Raw genomic sequence first — 22,005 nt, forward strand, 5'->3', positions numbered from 1 at the left:
GGTGGCTGCTTCTAAGCCAACATCCTAGTTGTCTGTGCAACCCCACATCCTTTTCCACTTAATAGTTATTTGGGGACCTTAGCTGGTGGTCTGGGCTGTTTCCCTTTCGACTATGGATCTTATCACTCACAGTCTGACTCCCGGATATGAATGAATGGCATTCGGAGTTTATCTGAATTCGGTAACCCGAGATGGGCCCCTAGTCCAAACAGTGCTCTACCTCCATCATTCTCAATTCCGAGGCTAGCCCTAAAGCTATTTCGGAGAGAACCAGCTATCTCCAAGTTCGTTTGGAATTTCTCCGCTACCCACACCTCATCCCCGCACTTTTCAACGTACGTGGGTTCGGTCCTCCAGTGCGTTTTACCGCACCTTCAACCTGGACATGGGTAGATCACATGGTTTCGGGTCTACGACAACATACTCATTCGCCCTATTCAGACTCGCTTTCGCTGCGGCTCCGTCTCTTCAACTTAACCTCGCATGCTATCGTAACTCGCCGGTTCATTCTACAAAAGGCACGCTATCACCCATTAACGGGCTCTAACTTGTTGTAGGCACACGGTTTCAGGATCTATTTCACTCCCCTTCCGGGGTGCTTTTCACCTTTCCCTCACGGTACTGGTTCACTATCGGTCACTAGGGAGTATTTAGCCTTGGGAGATGGTCCTCCCGGATTCCGACGGAATTCCTCGTGTTCCGCCGTACTCAGGATCCTCCTAGGTGTGAGCCAGATTTCATCTACGGGGTTTTTACCCTCTTTGACATACTTTTCCAAGTATTTCGACTATCTGTTTCAACTACCATATCGGAGTCCTACAACCCCAACAAGCAAGCTTGTTGGTTTGGGCTTTTCCCGTTTCGCTCGCCGCTACTCAGGGAATCGAATTTTCTTTCTCTTCCTGCAGGTACTTAGATGTTTCAGTTCTCTGCGTCTACCTCACAGCTGCTATGTATTCACAACTGTGTAACATCCTATAAAAGATGCTGGGTTCCCCCATTCGGAAATCTCTGGATCATAGCTTACTTACAGCTCCCCAAAGCATATCGGTGTTAGTCCCGTCCTTCATCGGCTCCTAGTGCCAAGGCATCCACCGTGCGCCCTTATTCACTTAACCTTTGACCTTACGGTCGGTGAGTACTTCTTCTAGCGATAGAAGGTTGCTCAAGAAAATAAGCGTTGAACTTATTAAAAAACTCTTTAACTTGTCAACTCGGTGTGTGTTACTTGTTTTGATTTTCTTCGATATCCAGTTTTCAATGAACAAACTATTTTGAGAGTAAACCTCTCAAAACTGAACAAAGGCAAACGATGTGTAGTCTTCCGTACTATTCCTTAGAAAGGAGGTGATCCAGCCGCACCTTCCGATACGGCTACCTTGTTACGACTTCACCCCAATCATCTATCCCACCTTAGGCGGCTGGCTCCAAAAAGGTTACCTCACCGACTTCGGGTGTTACAAACTCTCGTGGTGTGACGGGCGGTGTGTACAAGGCCCGGGAACGTATTCACCGCGGCGTGCTGATCCGCGATTACTAGCGATTCCGGCTTCATGTAGGCGAGTTGCAGCCTACAATCCGAACTGAGAGAAGCTTTAAGAGATTAGCTTAGCCTCGCGACTTCGCAACTCGTTGTACTTCCCATTGTAGCACGTGTGTAGCCCAGGTCATAAGGGGCATGATGATTTGACGTCATCCCCACCTTCCTCCGGTTTGTCACCGGCAGTCTCGCTAGAGTGCCCAACTAAATGATGGCAACTAACAATAAGGGTTGCGCTCGTTGCGGGACTTAACCCAACATCTCACGACACGAGCTGACGACAACCATGCACCACCTGTCACTTTGCCCCCGAAGGGGAAGCTCTATCTCTAGAGTGGTCAAAGGATGTCAAGACCTGGTAAGGTTCTTCGCGTTGCTTCGAATTAAACCACATGCTCCACCGCTTGTGCGGGCCCCCGTCAATTCCTTTGAGTTTCAACCTTGCGGTCGTACTCCCCAGGCGGAGTGCTTAATGCGTTTGCTGCAGCACTGAAGGGCGGAAACCCTCCAACACTTAGCACTCATCGTTTACGGCGTGGACTACCAGGGTATCTAATCCTGTTCGCTCCCCACGCTTTCGAGCCTCAGCGTCAGTTACAGACCAGAGAGCCGCCTTCGCCACTGGTGTTCCTCCATATATCTACGCATTTCACCGCTACACATGGAATTCCACTCTCCTCTTCTGCACTCAAGTCTCCCAGTTTCCAATGACCCTCCCCGGTTGAGCCGGGGGCTTTCACATCAGACTTAAGAAACCGCCTGCGCTCGCTTTACGCCCAATAAATCCGGACAACGCTTGCCACCTACGTATTACCGCGGCTGCTGGCACGTAGTTAGCCGTGGCTTTCTGGTTAGATACCGTCAAGGGATGAACGTTCTACTCTCATCCTTGTTCTTCTCTAACAACAGAGTTTTACGATCCGAAAACCTTCTTCACTCACGCGGCGTTGCTCGGTCAGACTTTCGTCCATTGCCGAAGATTCCCTACTGCTGCCTCCCGTAGGAGTCTGGGCCGTGTCTCAGTCCCAGTGTGGCCGATCACCCTCTCAGGTCGGCTATGCATCGTGGCCTTGGTGAGCCGTTACCTCACCAACTAGCTAATGCACCGCGGGTCCATCCATCAGTGACGCAAAAGCGCCTTTCAACTTTCTTCCATGCGGAAAATAGTGTTATACGGTATTAGCACCTGTTTCCAAGTGTTATCCCCTTCTGATGGGCAGGTTACCCACGTGTTACTCACCCGTTCGCCACTCTTTTTCTTTCGGTGGAGCAAGCTCCGGTGAAAGAAAAAGCGTTCGACTTGCATGTATTAGGCACGCCGCCAGCGTTCGTCCTGAGCCAGGATCAAACTCTCATAATGATTTGTTTGAACGATCCATAGGATCGTTAAGCTCAAATAAAATTAACTTTGCTAGCTATTGCTTGCATGTATTTTGCTTCATAAATGAAGCGCCCTACACATTGGTTCGTTTGCTTGCTTTGTTCAGTTTTCAAAGGTCTACTGCGCTGCGTTAGCAACTTTTAAATCATATCAGATCAACAAGTGAATGTCAACTCTTTTTTAAAAGTTTTTTTCGAAAGTGTTTATTCAACAACTTCCTGTGCGTCATCAGCGACTTCATTAGAATAACAAATGAATTGTTATTTGTCAACAACTTTTTTCAATCTTTTTTGTTGCTGCATCAGCATCAAATTGATTTCTTAAATTTGTGACTTCGTTATAATATCATCTGTTGGTTCTGGCGTCAATAACTTTTTTCATTTTCTTTTAGAAATGATTTTTGTCATTTGGCACATGTAATAATATAGCAACTATCTTGCCATTCGTCAACAGTAAAATCATTGATATTTCAACGTTTCTAAATACTGCGGTTCCATCATATATTTTAGTTAATTCTATGGAATAATCTCTCCATTTGGAAACTATGATGATTATTTGAATTCTCAATGTTCGGTTTTTATTCTTGTTGTAAGTATTATTTCCTATCATTCTTATAAATTTAAGTATGATTTTATCAATTTCCTAGAATATTTGCTAAAATAGGAGAAAAGAATATTGTTCCTAGGAGGATTTATATGAAAATACTTGTTGCTGATGATGATAAAGAGATTGTTGAACTATTAAGTATCTATCTTCATAATGAAGGTTATGAAGCCGTCAAAGCTTATGATGGTAAAGAAGCTTTAACAAAAATTAGAACTACTCCAGATATTGAATTACTGATATTGGATATCATGATGCCTGAAATGGATGGCATGCAGGTTGTAAAAGAGTTGCGAAAAGAATCACAAATTCCAATCATCATGCTAACTGCTAAGACTACTGATATGGATAAAATACGAGGTCTAGTTGCTGGTGCAGACGACTATGTAACAAAACCATTCAATCCTTTGGAAGTGATGGCTCGCGTCAAGTCTCTGCTCCGTCGAACAAAAATGCAAGCTCCCTCTAATCAGCCAGATATCTTAGAAGTTAGCTCATTGATCATTAATCGTGATTCTCATGAAGTAAAAACAATCACCGGAAATGAGATCCAATTGACCGCTCTTGAATTTGGTATTCTCTACCTATTAGCATCCCATCCGAATCGTGTATTTAGTGCTGATGAAATTTTTGAGCGTGTGTGGAAGCAAGAGAGTGTCGTGTCAGCCAAAACCGTAATGGTTCATGTGAGTCATCTGCGTGATAAGATAGAAGAAGCAACTGATGGCGAGAAAGTCATTCAAACAGTGTGGGGAGTTGGCTATAAAATAGATGCGAAGTAATCCAATAGAAAAAAAGAAACGTATCACCCTCACTTCTAAAGAAATCAGTGAATTATTTGCAGAAGGAATCGTTACTGTAATCCTTTTACTTCTATTAAATGTCGCGATTTTAGTCATCTTGACTTCTATAAGAGAGAATTCACCGTTGTTAGTGGAGGCGATCTATGAGTCAAAAAACGCTTTTACGTCTGCTTTTGACACGGATATTTTTCAAAGTGGCCGCAATTTCATTATCCCTTTGTTCTTTTTATTAGATGTGATTGTTTTATATTGGCGTTTGATTCGTCGATACCGTCAAATGCAGCTACGGCATATTATTAGTGAGCTTCATTATATTGCAGAGGGAAACTATGATCATCGTATTCCATTTGAACTGCGTGGTGACCTCAATCGGATTGTTTCAAATATTAACGGCTTGGTAGATAGTACCGTCGCCGCCATTGAAGATGAACGAAGGATTGAACAGTCGAAGGATGAATTAATTACAAATGTTAGTCACGATATCCGAACCCCTTTAACTTCTATTATTGGTTATCTAGGCCTGATTGAAGATCGTCAGTATCATTCTGAAGAAGAGTTATTGAAATATACTCATACCGCTTATGTCAAAGCAAAGCAAATGAAATCTTTAGTAGACGATCTTTTCGAATACACAAAAGTAAGACAGCCTAGCGTCCCAATAAATGTCATTTCTTTTGATATGGCGCAATTAGTCGAACAACTAGCTGCAGATTTTGAATTAGAAGCATCTCGTAAAGGAATAAAGATTGAGACTCACACTCGCCCAGAGCACATTATTATGGACGGTGATACTGAGAAGCTTGTACGAGTTTTCAATAATTTATTGTCTAATGCTTTAAAGTATGGAAAAGGCGCTGACAAAATCGTAATGGAAGTGGAAAAAGTAGGAACAGAAGCCATTCTAACAGTTAAGAACAATGGACAAATGATTCCCAAACATTCATTAGACTCCTTATTTGACCGCTTCTATCGAGTGGAGGAATCACGTTCGCAGGAAACTGGGGGAACTGGACTTGGTCTTGCCATTGCTCAAAGCATCGTTGCCTTGCATGGTGGCTACATTTTTGCAAAATCTACTCCGGATTGGACCTCCTTTATTATCCATCTCCCATTAAAGAGAAATGATTTATCAAATACCCAAAACTATGGTTGACGAACTAACGCTTTTTCGCTATTCTAGAGAAAATACTTACTAATAAAGCATAGAACCTAGTACATTTTTTACTTTTTCAGAGAACTGATGGTTGGTGAGAATCAGTAATGGAAAGAATGGAATCCAGTTCATTAAAAGTGTATCTTTTGAAAGAAAGATCGTGTGCCCACGTTACGGGCAACAAGGGCAGCGTTATGCTGAACTCGGGTGGTACCGCGAAAGATCTTTTCGTCCCAAGAATAGGGATGAAAAGGTCTTTTTTTATATGAAAAACAAGGGGGAAGAATTATGTTAGATATTAAAATGATTCGGCAAAATTTTGACAAAGTCCAAACAAAATTACAGACTCGCGGAGTAAAAAAAGAAGTATTAGAAGAATTCTTAAAGTTAGATGAAAGGAGACGACAACTCCTAGTAGAGACAGAAGAATTAAAAAAAGTTCGAAATGAAGTTTCTGCAGAAATAGCTCAACTAAAACGAGCAAAAAAAGCAGCAGATGATAAAATTACTGAGATGAAAGAAGTCGGTACTAAAATCAAGTCTCTTGATGACGAGATTGCAAAAATTGATTCAGAAATCAAATTGATCGCAACGACATTACCTAATCTGCCTCATGACTCTGTCCCAGTTGGAAAAGATGAAGATGACAATGTTGAAGTAAGACGCTGGGCTACACCAAAAGAATTTGATTTCGAAGCAAAGCCTCATTGGGATATTGCCGAAAACCTAGGAATATTAGATTTTGAACGAGGTGCAAAGGTAGCCGGTAGCCGGTTTGTCTACTATAAAGGATTAGGTGCCCGTCTTGAACGAGCTTTATATAACTTTATGCTAGACCAACATGTTTATGAACATGGGTACACTGAGATGATTACTCCATATATTGTTAATAGCGATGCAATGTTTGGAACTGGACAGTTTCCTAAATTCAAAGAAGATGTTTTCCAATTAGCGGAAACAGATCTTACCTTGATTCCTACTGCTGAGGTTCCTTTAACGAATTATTATAATGGAGAAATATTGGATCTTGACCAACTACCGGTTTACTTCACAGCATTAAGTCCTTCTTTCCGCTCAGAAGCTGGAAGTGCTGGTCGTGATACTCGCGGATTAATTCGATTACATCAATTCAACAAAGTTGAAATGGTCAAACTAAGTGAAGCAGCACACTCTTATGAAGAATTAGAAAAAATGACTGCAAATGCAGAAGACATTTTACAAAAATTACAACTTCCTTATCGAGTAATGGCATTGTCTACAGGTGACATGGGCTTCTCTGCTGCTAAAACGTATGATTTGGAAGTATGGATTCCAGCACAAGAAACATATCGAGAAATCAGTTCATGTTCTAATTGTGAAGATTTTCAAGCACGTCGAGCAATGATCCGTTATAGAGATAACGATGGCAAGATTCATTACATGCATACATTAAATGGTTCAGGACTAGCAGTCGGTAGAACTGTTGCTGCCGTATTAGAAAACTATCAAAATGAAGATGGTAGTGTGACTATACCAGAAGTACTAGTTCCTTATATGGGTGGAGTTACCCGAATTGAAAAAAATTGAAGAACAAGGTAGGACGAGAATTCCTACCTTTTTTCTTTAAATATTCTAAGAAATACCCCCCTATTGTTGAAAATATATTACAGTTATGTTACGTTTATTTTACTTTATGATGATAAATGGAGGGATAAAGTCATATGTCTGACAAAAATACCTATGCACGTCGTAGCCAACGTCACAAACAAGAACCTGATACCTGTGAAAATACAAATCAATTGAATGAAGCTGTAAAGCCCAAAACCGGAAACGAAAACAAACAACAAAAAATACCGAAGAAAAAATCTAATTATAGCAAGTATATATTCGCATTGTTTACCGCACTTATTCTAGTAATTGTCGCTACTGGCGGCTATATTGTTTATACATTAAAACAGCAAGAAGCAGAAGCTCAAGCCAAATATGAAACTGCTGCAAAAAATCTCATGGCTTCAATCCAAGAAGAGCAAGACCAAAGTGGAATTTCAACGAAAATAGATACTATAAATGACGGAGAAAATAAGTGCCTTGTTTACCGTCCAGTTGATGAAAATACTGTTCCTTTCAAAAATGCAAACCAGCTCTTAGACGAGCTTGCTCAAAAGCAACAAAAAAAGCATCGTGAAAAAGAAGTGCTTACAGTTGCCAGAATAAAAGCAACAGCAATATCTTCTAAAATTGGTCAGTATAGAATTGAAGCAGATAGTTTTATCTGGGATCGCAGTAAGGAAAATTTTAAAAAGCCAGACAGTATTTCTGAGAAAGCCATTTATGTTTCCGAAAAAACTGGCAAAGAAATCACAAATAAGGATTTGATTCCAGATGAAGGAAGTCTCTTAGGTATTCAACAGGTGATTCAGCAATCCATACTTGATCAAGCCAAAGAACCTGAAAAAATCATTGATGCTGTATTAACAATGGATAGAATTTCTTATGATAGTAAAATGACTTATACACCTGATGAATTGACTATCGTCTTACCAAAAAATTCAACTGGAACTTCTAAAGTCACTCTAAAATACAAAGATATTGCTCCATTCATTGATACAGATCTGGTTTCGCAAGAAAGTATAAAAGATACATTACCTGCATTAGATGAAAATAAAAAGTACGTCGCTCTTACTTTTGATGATGGTCCAAATAATAGCTCAACACTTGATTTGTTGAATATACTAAAAACAGATAACGTGAAAGCTACTTTTTTCATGTTAGGACAGATGGTGGATCAAAATCCAGATGTTGCAAAACAAGTCCACGACGAGGGTCATGAGGTAGCAAGTCACTCGTATTCTCATCCACAATTGAATACACTTTCGACAGATGAATTACAAAGGGAAATAAATAAAACCAACAAAGCTATTTTCAAGGCTACAGGCGTCTTGCCTCGCAATATCCGTCCCCCTTATGGCGCTATTGATAAAAAAAGTGCTGAAACAATTGGCATGCCAATTATTCAATGGGATATTGACTCACAGGATTGGAAATCAAAAAATCCTGGAACAATCAATAATGTTGTTAAACAGAATGTCTTTAATGGCGCAATCATCTTAATCCACGATATCCATCCTGAATCAGTCAAAGCTGTACCAGGATTGATCTCTATGTTAAAACATGAAGGATACGAATTTGTGACGATCGATCAACTATTGTCAGGAAAACAAAAACCATTGCATCAATATTTTGGTATGAATGATGAACGACTAGTAGAATAAAAGAAAAGCGAACGTATTGGCGTTCGCTTTTCTTTTATTCATAAACATTTGTAGTAAATATTTGAATAAGTAAATGAGAAACTGCTTTAGGCTGCATCTCAGAAAAATCTTTTAGCCAGCGTTCAATCAACCCGATCGAGCCACAGACAAAATAACTCAAACATAACTCTAATTCTTCTCTTGTTGCATCTTCGAAATAAATAGTAAAGCGTTTAAACGTTTCCGGTCTGATTTTTTCCAATAACAAATCTAATAAATGACTGTTATTAAGCAGAATCAAATGACTTACACTAGGATTTTCTTGCAGTATAAGTAATAATTTTTCTAGCCATAGATCTAATGGGAGATTTTCTTGTTGCAAATTATCTGCAATTTGTTCAACGATTTCTTTCTCAATCTCCTCTAAAAGGTCTGCAGTATCTTTGTAATACTTATAAAAAGTTCCTCGATTGATATCAGCACGCTGGGCAATCTCTGTAATTGTGATTTTTTCAAATTCTTTTTCCATCAAAATCTCTTGAAATGCTTTTCGAATCACTTTTTTTGTATATTGTGTTCGGCGATTTCCAACTATTCCTACCATAACTTCAATCCTTTCTATACAAAAATAACTTAAATGTTTATTTAATAACAGATGAATAAGATTTGAGGATTGCCCCTTTTTTTCTTTCTTAGTATACTAACGCTATGTGATTAAATCAACAGGTGTTCAAAATATGGAGGCGTTATATGAGTTATGTAGAAGTAAAAAATACGTATAAAAGATATAAAATGGGCGAAACCACGATTACCGCTAATGAAGACCTATCCTTTTCAATTGAAGAAGGAGAACTAGTCGTTATTTTAGGTCCAAGCGGAGCTGGAAAATCGACTATTCTAAATATATTAGGTGGGATGGATTCACCTGATGAAGGTCAAATCATTATCGATAATATTGATATTGCACAATTTTCGGATAAACAACTTACAGAATATCGGCGCAAAGATGTAGGCTTCGTTTTTCAATTTTATAATTTAGTCCCAAATCTAACAGCAAAAGAAAATATCGAGTTAGCAACAGAGATATCACCGAACGCACTTGACCCAGATGCTGTGCTTAAGCAAGTAGGATTAGAAAATAGGTCCAATAACTTTCCTTCTCAATTATCAGGTGGCGAACAGCAACGAGTGTCCATTGCCCGAGCGCTAGCAAAAAATCCGAAATTACTTCTTTGTGACGAACCAACAGGAGCATTAGATTTTGAAACCGGTAAACAAGTATTGAAGCTGTTGCAAAGCGCAAGTCGTCAAGCTGGAAATACTGTTTTAATCATTACGCACAACAGTGCCATTGCTCCCATTGCTGATCGCGTGATTCGTATTAATGATGCTACAGTGCGCTCTGTAGAAATTAATGAATCCCCTATTTCAATCGATGAGATCGTTTGGTAGGAGGAAACAAATGAAAAATAAGACGTATTTAAAAGCAAGCTTACGAGAAATCAAACAGTCTAAAGGAAGATTTATCGCTATTGTTTTAATCATCTTTCTAGGTACTTTTTTGTATGTAGGTGTCAAAGCAACTGGGCCTATTTTGAATCATTCTGCAAGTACTTATGTTGATGAACATAACTTAGCTGATATACAGGTTACATCAACACTAGGTATCACCGATCAAGATCTTAAAGTAGCTAAAGAGTCAGGGATTCAAGTGGAATCAGGCTACCAATTTTATTATGTAGCAGAAGCAGATGAAGTTGTCCAAATCAATTCTTACAACAAAAGCCAAAAACAAAACGCATTAATCCTTGAAGAAGGCCATTTACCAAAGAATAGCAATGAAATTGTCTTAGATACACAAGCGAAAGAATATGGCTATCAGTTAAACGATACTTATACTATCGACTCGCAGGATACTATAAAGGATAAAAACTTCAAAATCGTTGGTTTTGCCAACTCGCCCCTATTTATCAGTAAAGCTGAACGAGGCTATGCGAATGTTGGCAGTGGTACAGTAACATATTTTGCTTACCTTCCCGAAAATCAATTTCTGAGTGATGTCCAATCGGTGCTCTATCTGTCTTTTGATAATGTGAAAGATTTAGAAACTTACTCTGATTCCTATCAAGAAAAAATGGAAAAGAATCAAGAAAAAGTAGAAACGCTTTTTGCTGATCGTCCACAAGAACGTGTAGCAGAAATCAAACATGACGCAATGGAAGAATTGAAACCTGCTAAGGAAAAAATTGAAACTGGAAAAGCACAGCTATTAGATGCACAAACAGAATTAGATGCTGCTAAAGCTCAGATTGAACAACAAAAAAGTGCAACCCTTCTGTTACCGTCTCAACAACAAGCTGGTGCTATTGAACAACTGAAAACTGCTGAATCGACATTGATTAAACAACAAAATCAAATCAATGAAGAAAAAGAGAAGTTAGCTGATGCAGAATCTACATTACAAAAAAAAGAAAATGAAATAAATGAAATGGAAGAGCCTACTTATTTATTTAATCTAAGAAAAGATAATCCTGGGTTTCAAGAATACGGCGGTTTATCTGATCGTATAGCGGCAATTGCAAATGTCTTTCCAGTATTCTTCTTTTTTGTAGCAGCTTTAATAACTTTTACCACCATGACTAGAATGGTAGAAGAAAATCGAAAAGAAATTGGCACATTAAAGGCTTTGGGATATGCAAAAAGAGAGATAGCTCGAAAATATATCATCTATGCTCTTTTATCATCTAGTATAGGAATTCTCTTAGGAGCTGTACTAGGTATCGAATTTCTACCTCGATTAATCTATTTTCTTTCTAGTGAACGGTATCTTTTAGGTGGTGTCCGGGTTTACTATGTTTGGGGGCCAATCATTCAAGCTACAGTCGCCTTTATTCTTGCTACTTTAGGTGCAGCCCTTGTTGTCCTCTATCGTGATTTGCGAGAAAAACCAGCGCAACTATTGCAGGCACGTGCACCAAAGCCAGGGAAAAGAATTTTTCTAGAATACATTCAACCACTTTGGTCACGCTTGAGCTTTAATCAAAAAATCAGTTACCGAAACATTTTTCGCTATAAATCACGAATGATTATGGCAATAATTGGGATCGCAGGATGTGCAGGACTTATGGTCGCTGGAGTGGGTCTAAAAGATTCATTAAGTGCTGTTTCGCAAAAACAATTTGGTCCTATCACTGATTATCAAGCAATCGTCACATTAAAAGATAGTAAAACAAACAATACCGAAGTTTTTGAAATATTAGAAGAAGATCCAACAATTCAACAATCCCTGCTTGTATTGAATGAAACAATTGAGTTACGGTCCAAAGAACAAGGAAAGCAAAGTCTGTCTTTAGTGGTACCTTCTGATACTGACTCATTCTCGAACTATATGCATCTACACTCTACCGATGGAAAAAAAATGTCACTAGATGATGGGGCCATCCTAACGATGAAATATGCGGAGCTTTTTGATATCCACATTGGAGATGAGCTAACCTTTTATGATAAGGATCAAACAGCTGTAACAGTGAAGATAGCTGGTATCGCTGAAAATTATTTAGGTAACTCACTTTATCTTTCTAGAAATGACTATGAAAAAGCAACAAATACGAACTATCAGCCTACATCGCTTCTTATCAAGAGTAAAAAGATGGAACAAAAGCAAGAAGACGCATTAGCTAAAGAACTATTGAAAACAGACCAAGTTCAGAATACTACCTTCCTGTCTAGTCAAATCAAAGCGCAAAATGAGTCCATGGGGAATCTGAATTCCATTGTTCTTATCTTGGTCATTTTATCTGGCGCCTTGGCATTTGTTGTTCTATACAATTTAACAAACATTAATGTATCGGAAAGGATTCGGGAACTCTCTACAATTAAAGTTTTAGGTTTTTACGACAAAGAAGTTACAATGTATATTGTTCGTGAGAATGTTGTCTTTACTTTGTTAGGGATCCTAGCTGGTTATGGAGTCGGATACTTACTGACTGATTTTATTCTCCGACAGGCATCGATGGAAAACATGGTTTTTCCATTAGTGATTAGTTGGGCTGCTTATGCGTTAGCCGGCGGCATGACCATTTTATTTACAATCATTGTTATGTTGGTTACTCATTATAAATTGAAGCATGTTGATATGATCGACGCATTGAAATCAAATGAATAATTTTCCCATACAAAAAATGGCGGTCAGTGTCTTATTAAGACTACTGGCCGCCATTTTTTATTTAATGTTTTCACGTGAAACAATTTCTAAGACTTCACAGAATAGTTTGGTGCTTCTTTAGTAATTTGCACATCGTGAGGGTGAGATTCTTTCAAACCATTTCCGCTCATTTGGATAAACTGTGCTTCATCTCTTAGTTGTTTTAAGTTCGCTGCTCCAACATATCCCATCCCTGATTTTAGACCGCCGATCATTTGGAATAAAATATCTGCAACACTGCCTTTATAAGCCACTCGGCCTTCAATTCCTTCTGGAACAAGTTTATTTGCTTCATTAACTCCACCTTGGAAATAACGATCACTTGAACCTTTTTCCATAGCTCCTAGTGACCCCATTCCCCGATAGGTTTTGAAACGTCGACCTTGATAAATTTCAAATTCCCCTGGAGATTCATCCGTTCCTGCCAACATACTTCCTAGCATAACTGCATGTCCGCCAGCAGCCAAAGCTTTGACAATATCACCAGAATATTTGATACCACCATCTGCAATAATGGCTTTTCCATATTGTCGAGCCACTGAGGCAGCATCATAAATAGCCGTTAACTGAGGGACACCTACACCAGCGACAACACGTGTCGTACAGATGGAACCAGGACCAATACCAACTTTAACGACATCTACACCAGCGTCGTATAGAGCTTTTGTTCCCTCAGCAGTTGCGACATTCCCTGCAATTAATGTTGCTTCAGGAAAATGTGCTCTGATTTCAGAAATTTTACGCAGTACGCCTGCACTATGTCCATGAGCAGTATCGATTACGATCGCATCTGCTCCAGCATCTAACAATGCTTGTGCTCTTTCAAAGGTATCACTGGTCACACCTACAGCTGCCGCTACTAATAAACGGCCATGAGTGTCTTTAGCCGCGTTGGGGAATTCAATGACTTTTTCAATATCTTTGATCGTAATCAATCCACTTAAAATACCTTCATCATCAACGATCGGTAATTTTTCGATCTTATGTTTTTGCAAGATTTTCTCTGCATCTTTCAAAGAAGTACCAACCGGTGCCGTAACTAATTTTTCTTTGGTCATTACATCAGAAATTGCGATTGAATAATCCGTAACAAAACGCATATCTCGATTCGTGATGATTCCAACTAGTTCACGATTCTCCATTGTTTCAACAATAGGGACACCGCTGATTCGGTATTTACTCATAAGGTGTTCTGCATCTGCTACTAGATGACTAGGTGTTAAGAAGAACGGATCAATGATTACGCCACTTTCAGAACGTTTTACTTTCCGCACTTCATCTGCTTGGGCAGCAATACTCATATTTTTATGAATGACCCCTAATCCACCTTGACGAGCCATTGATATTGCCATTTTACTATCAGTTACTGTATCCATACTGGCACTCATGATCGGTATATTTAACGTAATATTTTTTGCAAGCTGCACATGCATATCCACATCATTTGGCAACACATGACTTTCTGCAGGTATCAATAATACATCATCAAACGTTAACCCTTTTTTTACAAATTTGGTTTCCCAGTTGGACATTTTTGTAACCACTCCTTAAAGTTAATATGTATTTTTAAAAAAATAGCAAATATTTTTTCATAAGTCAACTATTCGGAAAGCTTTCTTATTTATTCCTGTGTAATCTGAGAAAACAGCCAGAATCACAAAAGATTTCTATTTTCTCCCTCTTGTATGACACATAATAAAAAAGACCCACACGCATGAATGACATGTGGGAACTTATTATTATCCTCTAGGAACAGATAAGCTACTAATAATATTGTATTTCTTCTTCAAGTAATATTTAGCTGCTAGTGCCACAGCCCCAATCACAATTTCGATTAATGGGTCGACCTGTGGATTAAGTGGTGGTTGAAGCATAGCAGAAAGTGAGATAGTCACGATCCATACTAAGAAAGCTCCAACTAAAATCAAAATAATTTTCCACATTTTCGGACGTTTACTTTTATCTGCGCCTGGACGTTCATATTGATACATGTACTTGTACATTAAGTAGAAGACCCAACCAGCTAACATGGCCATTAAGAAGAGGGTCAACAATCCGTAAGGCTGTGCTTGACCTTTTGTAAATACCCCCATCACGCCGAGCATTAATCCAAAAATACCTAAAATAAGCAACGTATTGTCTAACCACATCAAGAATGGACCTGATTCTTTTTGTTCAACTGGCTTCGTGATGATTGCTTCCGTACGTTCAGAGACTGTCCCAAAAAGTTGTCTAGCGGTTTTACCACCTTTTTGTTCTTGAACAAGAATCGGTAACATCTCATGTAATGCGACAGTTTTTTCTTCTTCAGAAAGATTAGCTGCCTCCAAAGATTTTTTTAAATCAAAAATATATTGTTGGTTACGTTTTGTTAGTTGTTTTTCTAATTCACGATTTTCGGAAACATACGAGCGCAGAGTTTCTGGTTCCATAAATCATTTCTCCCTTCTGCGTGATTTCTTCACAAAGGACATTTTACCATATTTTTTTTTGGAAGAAAGCCTTTTATACATTAAAACGGAATAACATAACATCGCCGTCTTGAACGACGTATTCTTTTCCTTCTAAACGAACACGCCCAGCTTCTTTTGCTGCATGCATATTGACATACTTATCCAAATCTTCAAAGGAAACAGTTTCTGCACGGATAAACCCTCGCTCGAAATCTGTATGAATAATTCCTGCAGCTTGAGGCGCTTTGATTCCTTTTCGGAAAGTCCATGCACGAACCTCTTGTTCCCCAGCTGTAAAGTAAGTGGCTAATCCTAATAAATCATAGGCCGCACGAATCAGTTGATCTAAACCAGATTCTTCAATGCCTAAAGCTTCCAAAAATTCTGCTTTATCTTCATCATCCAATTCAGCGATTTCTTCTTCTGCTCGAGCACTAATGACGATCACTTCCGCATGTTCACTCTCGGCAAATTCTTTCACACTTTTAACATAGGGATTCTCTTCTGCATTTGCCACATCATCTTCTGCAACGTTTGCTACATATAGAACAGGTTTTGTTGTCAGCAAAAACAATCCTCTAACGATTTTTTGTTCTTCTTCAGTAAATTCAATAGAACGTGCGGATAGACCTTCTTCTAAAACAGGTTTAATTTTATCTAAAACTGCTAATTCAGCTACAGCATCTTTATCTTTTGTTTTCGCAACTTTAGCAACACGTGCATAACGTTTATTGATAGATTCTAAATCAGCCAAGACTAATTCTAAATTAATAGTATCGATATCCGCTAGTGGATCTACCCGTCCTTCAACGTGTGTAATATTGTCATCATCAAAACAACGGACTACATGACAAATAGCATCTACCTGACGGATATGACTTAGAAATTGATTTCCTAGTCCTTCTCCTTTACTAGCTCCGCGAACGATTCCTGCGATATCCGTAAATTCAAATGTTGTCGGTACAGTTTTTTTTGGATGTACTAATTCCGTCAAACGTTGTAAACGCCAATCAGGGACTTCCACCATCCCTACATTTGGATCGATCGTAGCAAAAGGATAGTTTGCTGCTTCCGCTCCAGCTTTCGTTATAGCATTAAATAAAGTAGATTTACCTACATTAGGTAGTCCAACGATTCCAGCAGTTAAAGCCATTTATTATTTCACTCTTTCTCTTTTTTTTCTAGGATTTTTTTCATTTTTTTGTCGAACTCACGGCGAGTAAGCATAACAATATGGCCACAGTTCGTACATTTTATTTTGATGTCCGCACCCATACGGATAATTTCCCAACGGTTTGCTTTACATGCATGGGGTTTCTTCATTTCAACAATGTCACCAAGATCATACATATTTATCACCTCAAGCTTCATCAAATTGAATGTTCAATAAATCAAGGATTCGTGTTAAATCTTTCTGTGAAAGGTACTCAATCTCTATTTTCCCCTTACCTTCCTTTTCATGGATTTCAACATTTGTCCCAAACTTGTCCATTAGTCGTTCTTCACTTTCCCGCAAATAATAGGGTTTTTCACGAATCAAACGAGGAATTTTCTTCTTCTCATTTTTAGCATCATTCATTTCAGACACTAATTGTTCTAATTGGCGAACAGTAAGATTTTCTTTCACACATCGATTGGCTAATTTTAAAATCAGATCTTTATTTTTTAACCCTAGCAGTGTGCGCGCCTGTCCCATTGATAAGCGTTCATCTTGTACCATCTCTTTTACCAACTTTGGCAATGATAATAGACGAAGATAATTTGCAATATAAGGACGACTTTTGCCTAATCGTGTTGCCACTTCTGCTTGTGTTAATTTAAGATTTTTCATCAGCATTTCATACGCTTCAGCTTCTTCTAAAGGATTTAAATCTTCTCTTTGCAGATTCTCTAGAACAGCTACTTGCATCATTGCTTCTTCATCAAAATCACGGATAATTGCAGGTATCGTTTCTTTTTTTGCTAACTTGGATGCACGAAAACGTCGTTCACCAGCAATGATTTCATAGCCCTTTACAGTAGATTTTCTAACAATAATCGGCTGAAAAACACCTGCGTGTTGAATTGAATTAGCTAGTTCTTGAAGTGAGACTTCATCGAAGGTTTTACGTGGCTGGTAAGGGTTTGGTCTTAATTCATTTAAAGGGAGCTCAACCACTTCCTCTGTTTTGATATCTACTTCTTCTAAGCCTTGAAGATCTTGAAATAGTGCATCGATCCCCCGTCCTAAACCTTTCCCTTTATTTTTCACGAGTCAACACTTCCTTTGCTAATGTCTGATATACTTCAGCACCCTTTGAACGTGGATCATAATCAATAATAGATAGACCATGACTTGGGGCTTCTGATAAGCGTACATTACGTGGAATAATTGTCTCATAAACTTTTTCTTGGAAATAACGACGAACTTCTTCTACTACTTCAGCACCTAGATTTGTCCGTGCATCGTACATTGTCAACAAAACACCTTCAATTTCTAATTCAGGATTAAAGTGCTTTTGAACTAGACGCACGGTATTCAATAACTGACTTAGTCCTTCCAATGCGTAATATTCACATTGAACGGGTATTAAAATAGAGTCGCTGGCTGTAAATGCGTTGATCGTCAAATGTCCAAGAGAGGGGGGGCAATCAATAAATATATAGTCATATTGATCTTTGATTTCATTCAATGCCGATTTCAAACGAGATTCCCGAGCCATCATTGAAGTTAATTCAATTTCAGCACCAGCTAATTGAATCGTCGCAGGAACAATATCTAAATTCTCACGACTACTTGGCAATATTGCCTCTACGATTGGTGTTTCATTCACCAATACATCGTAGATATCTTTATCAACATCTGGTTTACGAATTCCTACTCCACTTGTGGCGTTTCCTTGAGCATCAATATCTACTAGTAAGACTTTTTTTCCTACATAAGCCAAACAAGCACCCAGGTTGACTGTAGTTGTTGTTTTGCCTACGCCGCCTTTTTGATTTGCCACCGAAATAATACGTGCCATTCTGCTTCCTCCTACTTGATTGGTTGTTTCGCCGGCAAACCAGGTTTGCGCGGGTATTTTTTTGGCGTTTCTTTCGTTTTTTTGATGATCAAAAGATGCCGTTCATCATTACTAACAGGTAATGTCAATTTTTTTTCTTCAATAAACTTACCACCAAGTAATGCGATTGCTGATTTTGCTTCTATTAATTCTTCTTCGCTTTTTGCTGCTTTTAAGGCAAAGAAATACCCGTTCTTTTTAACGAGAGGCAAGCATAGTTCCGTTAAAATATTTAAACGAGCTACTGCTCGAGCAGTGACATAATCAAAGGATTCTCGGAACTCTTTTTGACCAAATGTTTCTGCTCGATCGTGAAACAAGTAAACATCTTTTAAACCTAAATCTGCCACTAAAGTTTGTAGAAAAGTAATCCGTTTATTCAGTGAATCAACGATTGTTATCTTTAGTTGTGGGAAGATGATTTTCAATGGAATACTAGGAAAACCTGCTCCAGAACCGACATCACATAAATGTGCATCTTCTTTGAATGCTGTCACAAAAGCTAAAGAAATCGAATCATAAAAGTGTTTCAAATATACTTCTTTTTGATCGGTAATTGCAGTGAGGTTCATTTTTTGATTCCATTCAATCAACCGATCATAGTAAGTAGCAAATTGCTTGAGCTGTTCAGATGACAACTCAATTCCTTGAATAGATAATTGTTTTTGAAATTCTTCTGGCAGCATAATGAATCCTTTCTATTTTTGTGAAACAGAAAAATGTTTCACAGACTAATTCCTACTTTAACGCAAAAAGTTTTGAGATGCAATAGGAATACATTGCTTTCAAAGAGATTTTAATTTTTCCACGACGGTTTTTATTTAATTGTTTGTGGTTAGTTTATGGCAAAAATTTGAACTTGTACTCAGACAAAAAAATGCATCATTTTCCATGACCGGTAAATACTAACTCACTAGACTTAAAAAATACAATTACAAAATTGTATCTGTATTCTGATGAAATTGTTACTTGTATGAATAGTCAGTAAGCAGCTGTAAAAGTGTATTATCAGTTCTATCAATTTTTTAGTTAAATAATATAGAAAGAATCTGTTTTTCAAAAAAATTGATCGATAAAATAAGAGCTACCCTTCAACATGAAGGATAGCTCTTATTTTTTCTATTATTAATTAATGAACGCGAGGTTCATTATTTTCTTGCATACGATCAGATGTTCGTTCTACTGCACCTTTAGCTTTTTCTGTTTGTCGAGAAGCAAAATCTCCTGTTTTTGATGCCGCGTTGGAGACTTTAGCTTGAACTGTCTCGCTATCTTCTTGATATTCAGCTTCTGACTTAATGTCGACCACATTGATATTGACTTCAATTACATCTAGTTGAGTCATATTGGCTACTTCTCTATGAATCACTTCTTTAACTCTCTCCGCAACTTCTGGAATATTTCGTCCGTACTCTACCACAATATCCATATCAACAGCGACTTGTTTTTTGCCAACTTCAGTATTGATCCCAGAGGTTACATTATCTGTATTTACTAATTTCTCTGCAATATTTGAGAAAAACCCTCCATCAACTGTTAACAGACCATCAACATCTTCCAGAGCGATACCAATAATTTTTTGAATAACTTTATCATCATAGGTCAAAGAACCATTTACGGATGTTTCTCCAGTAGGACCTTGAAATCCACTAGGTTTTTCTGTCTGATTATGATGTTGGTTTCCAACTGTTGCTTGGTGCTGTTCAACCGCTTCTTGCGCATGAGGTACAACTGGGTCTGGTGCTTCTGTCATCGGAATATCGTTTTCTTTTGTCGTATGATCCGTGTTTGGTACGACTGGATCTGGATGTGCACTTACTGGTTTTTCATTTTTTAATTCGTTTTTTTCGTTATTCATTTAAATTCCTCCTGAGTTCTTATTGTTTTAGAAATTGATCTAACATTCCCGTTCTCTGTACGTACATCCCTAGGGCAAAGCCTAATCCTGTGAGCATAATGATCAGTAGTGTTTTGAAAAAGCCAATGCTGACAAATAGTAAAGCTAACACTAATCCAATCGCTCCAAAGATAATAGGGATCTTATATTGTTCAAGCTCTTTCATTGATAGACCTCCTATTCTACACGTGGATTTTCTGTAGTGTTCTGTTCTTCGTAGTTCGTATAAGAAACATCGACTTTGACTTTTTCACTTGATCCTAACGTTCTCTGCAAATCTTGCTGGATCTCAGTCATCAAATTCTCTGTTTTACCTACCAATGCAGAAGTACGTTTTAATCTTCCTTTGATTTTTACGCTGATTCGATTTTTAGTTGCTTTAACATTCACTTTAGGTCCATCAACAAATTCTTTTTCACTAACCTTTGTTCGTACTAAACCTTCAATTGCTTTTTTATCAATCGACAATGTTCCTTTATCCTCTTTCAAAACAAAAGTAGCCTTTGTTCTAGGATAGAAGATAATAACTAGAATGAAACAAAGGAAAAAGATAATTAGAACTGCTGCTGCCCAAAAAAGATATTGTTGTAGGAAATAATTCGTGAAAAAGAAGGAAATAAATCTTTCTTTTCGATCTAAGCCAAACGGTAAACTAAAATAAGGATTGCCCAATAATAATATTGGCAATAACACAGTAATAAAAATCAATGAAACTACAATCGCTAAAGTTTTCCATCCTTTATTCATAAGACACCTCCTAATATTTGATCACTTCTTATAGATTGATTGCTTCTCCACCAGTTACTCCATAAATTTGAGCTGTTACATAGCTTGCTTTGTTCGACGCCAGAAAAACATACACAGGTGCTAACTCGGCTGGTTGTCCTGCACGTTGTAACAACGAATTTTGGCCAAATTCAGGTAACTGATCCTGAGGTTGTCCATGATCCAACTGTAGAGGTGTCCAAATTGGGCCTGGTGCTACACCGTTTACTCTAATTCCCTTTTCAGCAAACTGTTTTGCCAAACTAACTGTGAAACTAGCAATAGCAGCCTTAGTTGCAGCATAATCCATTAAATGAGCACTTGGACTAAAAGCTTGAACAGAAGTCGTTGTCACAATGGCCCCACCTGCTGGGAGATGAGGTTCTGCAGCTTTAACTAAAGCAAACATGGATAATATATTCACCATGAACGTATCTTTTACTTGCTCAAAGGGTAATTCTGAAATAGAGGGACGTGTGATTTGTTGCGCAGCGTTCAAAACAAGGGTATCCAAACCGCCTAGCCCTTTTACTGCTTTTTCAACGATTTCTTGAGGAGCTGCTTCATCTCTCAGATCATATGGTAATAGGATAGCTTTACGTCCAGCTTGTTCGATATAGTGAGCAACTTCCTCGGCATCTTTTTCTTCTCCTGGAAAAAAATGTAAGGCGATATCGGCCCCTTCTCGTGCAAAAGCAATGGCTGCCGCTCGACCAATTCCTGAATCTCCACCCGTAATCAGTACCCGTCGATTTTCTAATTGATTTGTTCCTTCATATGTTTCTTCTCCACAATCCGGCTCAGGCATCATTTCTTCTTGCAAAGCAGGAGTATCTTGATCCTGTTTTTTAAATTTACCTGTTTGATAAAGTTCGCGCGGATCATTCAAAATAGGTTCACTCATCTTACATCCTCCTTTTGTCTATAACAAA

General features: G+C 38.4%; 18 protein-coding genes, 2 rRNA genes and 1 other annotated feature (1 of these 21 only partly in view). Of the genes, 6 read left to right on the plus strand and 14 right to left on the minus strand.

The genetic code is table 11. The features are described from left to right. Together EGX73_RS05470 and EGX73_RS05475 are read right to left on the minus strand one after the other, a co-directional pair. Positions 1 to 1,118 (minus strand): 23S ribosomal RNA (locus EGX73_RS05470); it reaches 1,797 nt to the left of the window's first position. A 222-nt stretch (positions 1,119 to 1,340) separates the two neighbouring features. Next, positions 1,341 to 2,900 (minus strand): 16S ribosomal RNA (locus EGX73_RS05475). The 16S and 23S rRNA genes sit together here, the layout of an rRNA operon. Positions 2,901 to 3,616: 716 nt before the next feature. Between EGX73_RS05475 and EGX73_RS05480 the strand changes: the two genes are divergently transcribed. The 4 genes from EGX73_RS05480 to EGX73_RS05495 all read left to right on the plus strand — a co-directional run bounded on the left by EGX73_RS05480 (position 3,617) and on the right by EGX73_RS05495 (position 8,731). Then, the gene (locus EGX73_RS05480) at positions 3,617 to 4,306 is read left to right on the plus strand and encodes a response regulator transcription factor (RefSeq protein WP_003129151.1); all 690 of its coding nucleotides are present in this window, start codon (positions 3,617 to 3,619) and stop codon (positions 4,304 to 4,306) included. Beyond that, a complete protein-coding gene (locus EGX73_RS05485; protein WP_003129153.1) occupies positions 4,296 to 5,480 on the plus strand; it encodes a cell wall metabolism sensor histidine kinase WalK in 1,185 nt (394 codons plus the stop codon). Before EGX73_RS05480 ends, EGX73_RS05485 begins: the two co-directional genes overlap by 11 nt. A 41-nt stretch (positions 5,481 to 5,521) precedes the next feature. After that, positions 5,522 to 5,719, plus strand: a binding site (T-box leader). 49 nt (positions 5,720 to 5,768) lie between these two features. Then, positions 5,769 to 7,046, plus strand: a complete 1,278-nt coding sequence (gene serS / locus EGX73_RS05490) for a serine--tRNA ligase (RefSeq protein ID WP_005473111.1) — start codon at positions 5,769 to 5,771, stop codon at positions 7,044 to 7,046. A gap of 134 nt (positions 7,047 to 7,180) precedes the next feature. Further along, positions 7,181 to 8,731, plus strand: a complete 1,551-nt coding sequence (locus EGX73_RS05495; protein WP_029487364.1) for a polysaccharide deacetylase family protein — start codon at positions 7,181 to 7,183, stop codon at positions 8,729 to 8,731. 34 nt (positions 8,732 to 8,765) lie between these two features. Here the strand turns inward: EGX73_RS05495 and EGX73_RS05500 are convergent, their stop codons facing one another. Beyond that, positions 8,766 to 9,314, minus strand: coding sequence for a TetR/AcrR family transcriptional regulator (locus tag EGX73_RS05500; RefSeq protein ID WP_003129161.1), 549 nt, complete (start codon positions 9,312 to 9,314; stop codon positions 8,766 to 8,768). 146 nt (positions 9,315 to 9,460) lie between these two features. On the opposite strand from EGX73_RS05500, the gene EGX73_RS05505 reads away from it, so the two are divergent. Continuing rightward, positions 9,461 to 10,162 (plus strand): ABC transporter ATP-binding protein, encoded by a 702-nt coding sequence (locus tag EGX73_RS05505; RefSeq protein ID WP_005473109.1) that lies wholly within the window; start codon positions 9,461 to 9,463, stop codon positions 10,160 to 10,162. 10 nt (positions 10,163 to 10,172) lie between these two features. Further along, positions 10,173 to 12,875 carry an ABC transporter permease gene (locus EGX73_RS05510; protein ID WP_005473108.1) on the plus strand — a complete coding sequence of 901 codons (2,703 nt, stop codon included), beginning with the start codon at positions 10,173 to 10,175 and terminating at the stop codon, positions 12,873 to 12,875. An 86-nt stretch (positions 12,876 to 12,961) separates the two neighbouring features. Here EGX73_RS05510 and guaB read toward each other — a convergent pair whose 3' ends face one another. The 11 genes from guaB to EGX73_RS05565 all read right to left on the minus strand — a co-directional run bounded on the left by guaB (position 12,962) and on the right by EGX73_RS05565 (position 21,977). Then, positions 12,962 to 14,446, minus strand: a complete 1,485-nt coding sequence (guaB, locus tag EGX73_RS05515; protein WP_021148887.1) for an IMP dehydrogenase — start codon at positions 14,444 to 14,446, stop codon at positions 12,962 to 12,964. A 207-nt stretch (positions 14,447 to 14,653) separates the two neighbouring features. Then, positions 14,654 to 15,346, minus strand: coding sequence for a DUF1129 domain-containing protein (locus EGX73_RS05520; protein WP_003129165.1), 693 nt, complete (start codon positions 15,344 to 15,346; stop codon positions 14,654 to 14,656). 73 nt (positions 15,347 to 15,419) lie between these two features. Further along, positions 15,420 to 16,520, minus strand: a complete 1,101-nt coding sequence (gene ychF / locus EGX73_RS05525) for a redox-regulated ATPase YchF (protein WP_123866797.1) — start codon at positions 16,518 to 16,520, stop codon at positions 15,420 to 15,422. A gap of 8 nt (positions 16,521 to 16,528) precedes the next feature. Further along, positions 16,529 to 16,717: a DUF951 domain-containing protein gene (locus tag EGX73_RS05530; protein WP_021148890.1), complete on the minus strand. Its 189-nt coding sequence runs from the start codon at positions 16,715 to 16,717 to the stop codon at positions 16,529 to 16,531. A gap of 10 nt (positions 16,718 to 16,727) precedes the next feature. Next, on the minus strand, positions 16,728 to 17,618 hold the full coding sequence (locus tag EGX73_RS05535) for a ParB/RepB/Spo0J family partition protein (RefSeq protein WP_003129168.1): 891 nt from the start codon (positions 17,616 to 17,618) through the stop codon (positions 16,728 to 16,730). Then, positions 17,608 to 18,372 carry a ParA family protein gene (locus tag EGX73_RS05540; RefSeq protein ID WP_003129169.1) on the minus strand — a complete coding sequence of 255 codons (765 nt, stop codon included), beginning with the start codon at positions 18,370 to 18,372 and terminating at the stop codon, positions 17,608 to 17,610. Before EGX73_RS05540 ends, EGX73_RS05535 begins: the two co-directional genes overlap by 11 nt. Before the next feature lie 11 nt (positions 18,373 to 18,383). Next, entirely contained in the window at positions 18,384 to 19,097 is a 714-nt protein-coding gene (gene rsmG, locus EGX73_RS05545; RefSeq protein ID WP_003129171.1) for a 16S rRNA (guanine(527)-N(7))-methyltransferase RsmG, read from the minus strand. A 443-nt stretch (positions 19,098 to 19,540) separates the two neighbouring features. Then, complete coding sequence (locus EGX73_RS05550) at positions 19,541 to 20,269, minus strand: Asp23/Gls24 family envelope stress response protein (RefSeq protein WP_123866798.1); 729 nt, start codon at positions 20,267 to 20,269, stop codon at positions 19,541 to 19,543. A 19-nt stretch (positions 20,270 to 20,288) separates the two neighbouring features. Further along, a complete protein-coding gene (locus EGX73_RS05555) occupies positions 20,289 to 20,474 on the minus strand; it encodes a DUF2273 domain-containing protein (RefSeq protein WP_005473099.1) in 186 nt (61 codons plus the stop codon). Between the two features lie 11 nt (positions 20,475 to 20,485). After that, positions 20,486 to 21,055: an alkaline shock response membrane anchor protein AmaP gene (gene amaP, locus EGX73_RS05560; RefSeq protein ID WP_005473097.1), complete on the minus strand. Its 570-nt coding sequence runs from the start codon at positions 21,053 to 21,055 to the stop codon at positions 20,486 to 20,488. Between the two features lie 28 nt (positions 21,056 to 21,083). Then, positions 21,084 to 21,977: an SDR family oxidoreductase gene (locus tag EGX73_RS05565; protein WP_003129177.1), complete on the minus strand. Its 894-nt coding sequence runs from the start codon at positions 21,975 to 21,977 to the stop codon at positions 21,084 to 21,086. Positions 21,978 to 22,005 lie beyond the last annotated feature (28 nt).

Source organism: Enterococcus sp. FDAARGOS_553, assembly GCF_003812305.1.
Taxonomy (GTDB): domain Bacteria; phylum Bacillota; class Bacilli; order Lactobacillales; family Enterococcaceae; genus Enterococcus_D; species Enterococcus_D gallinarum.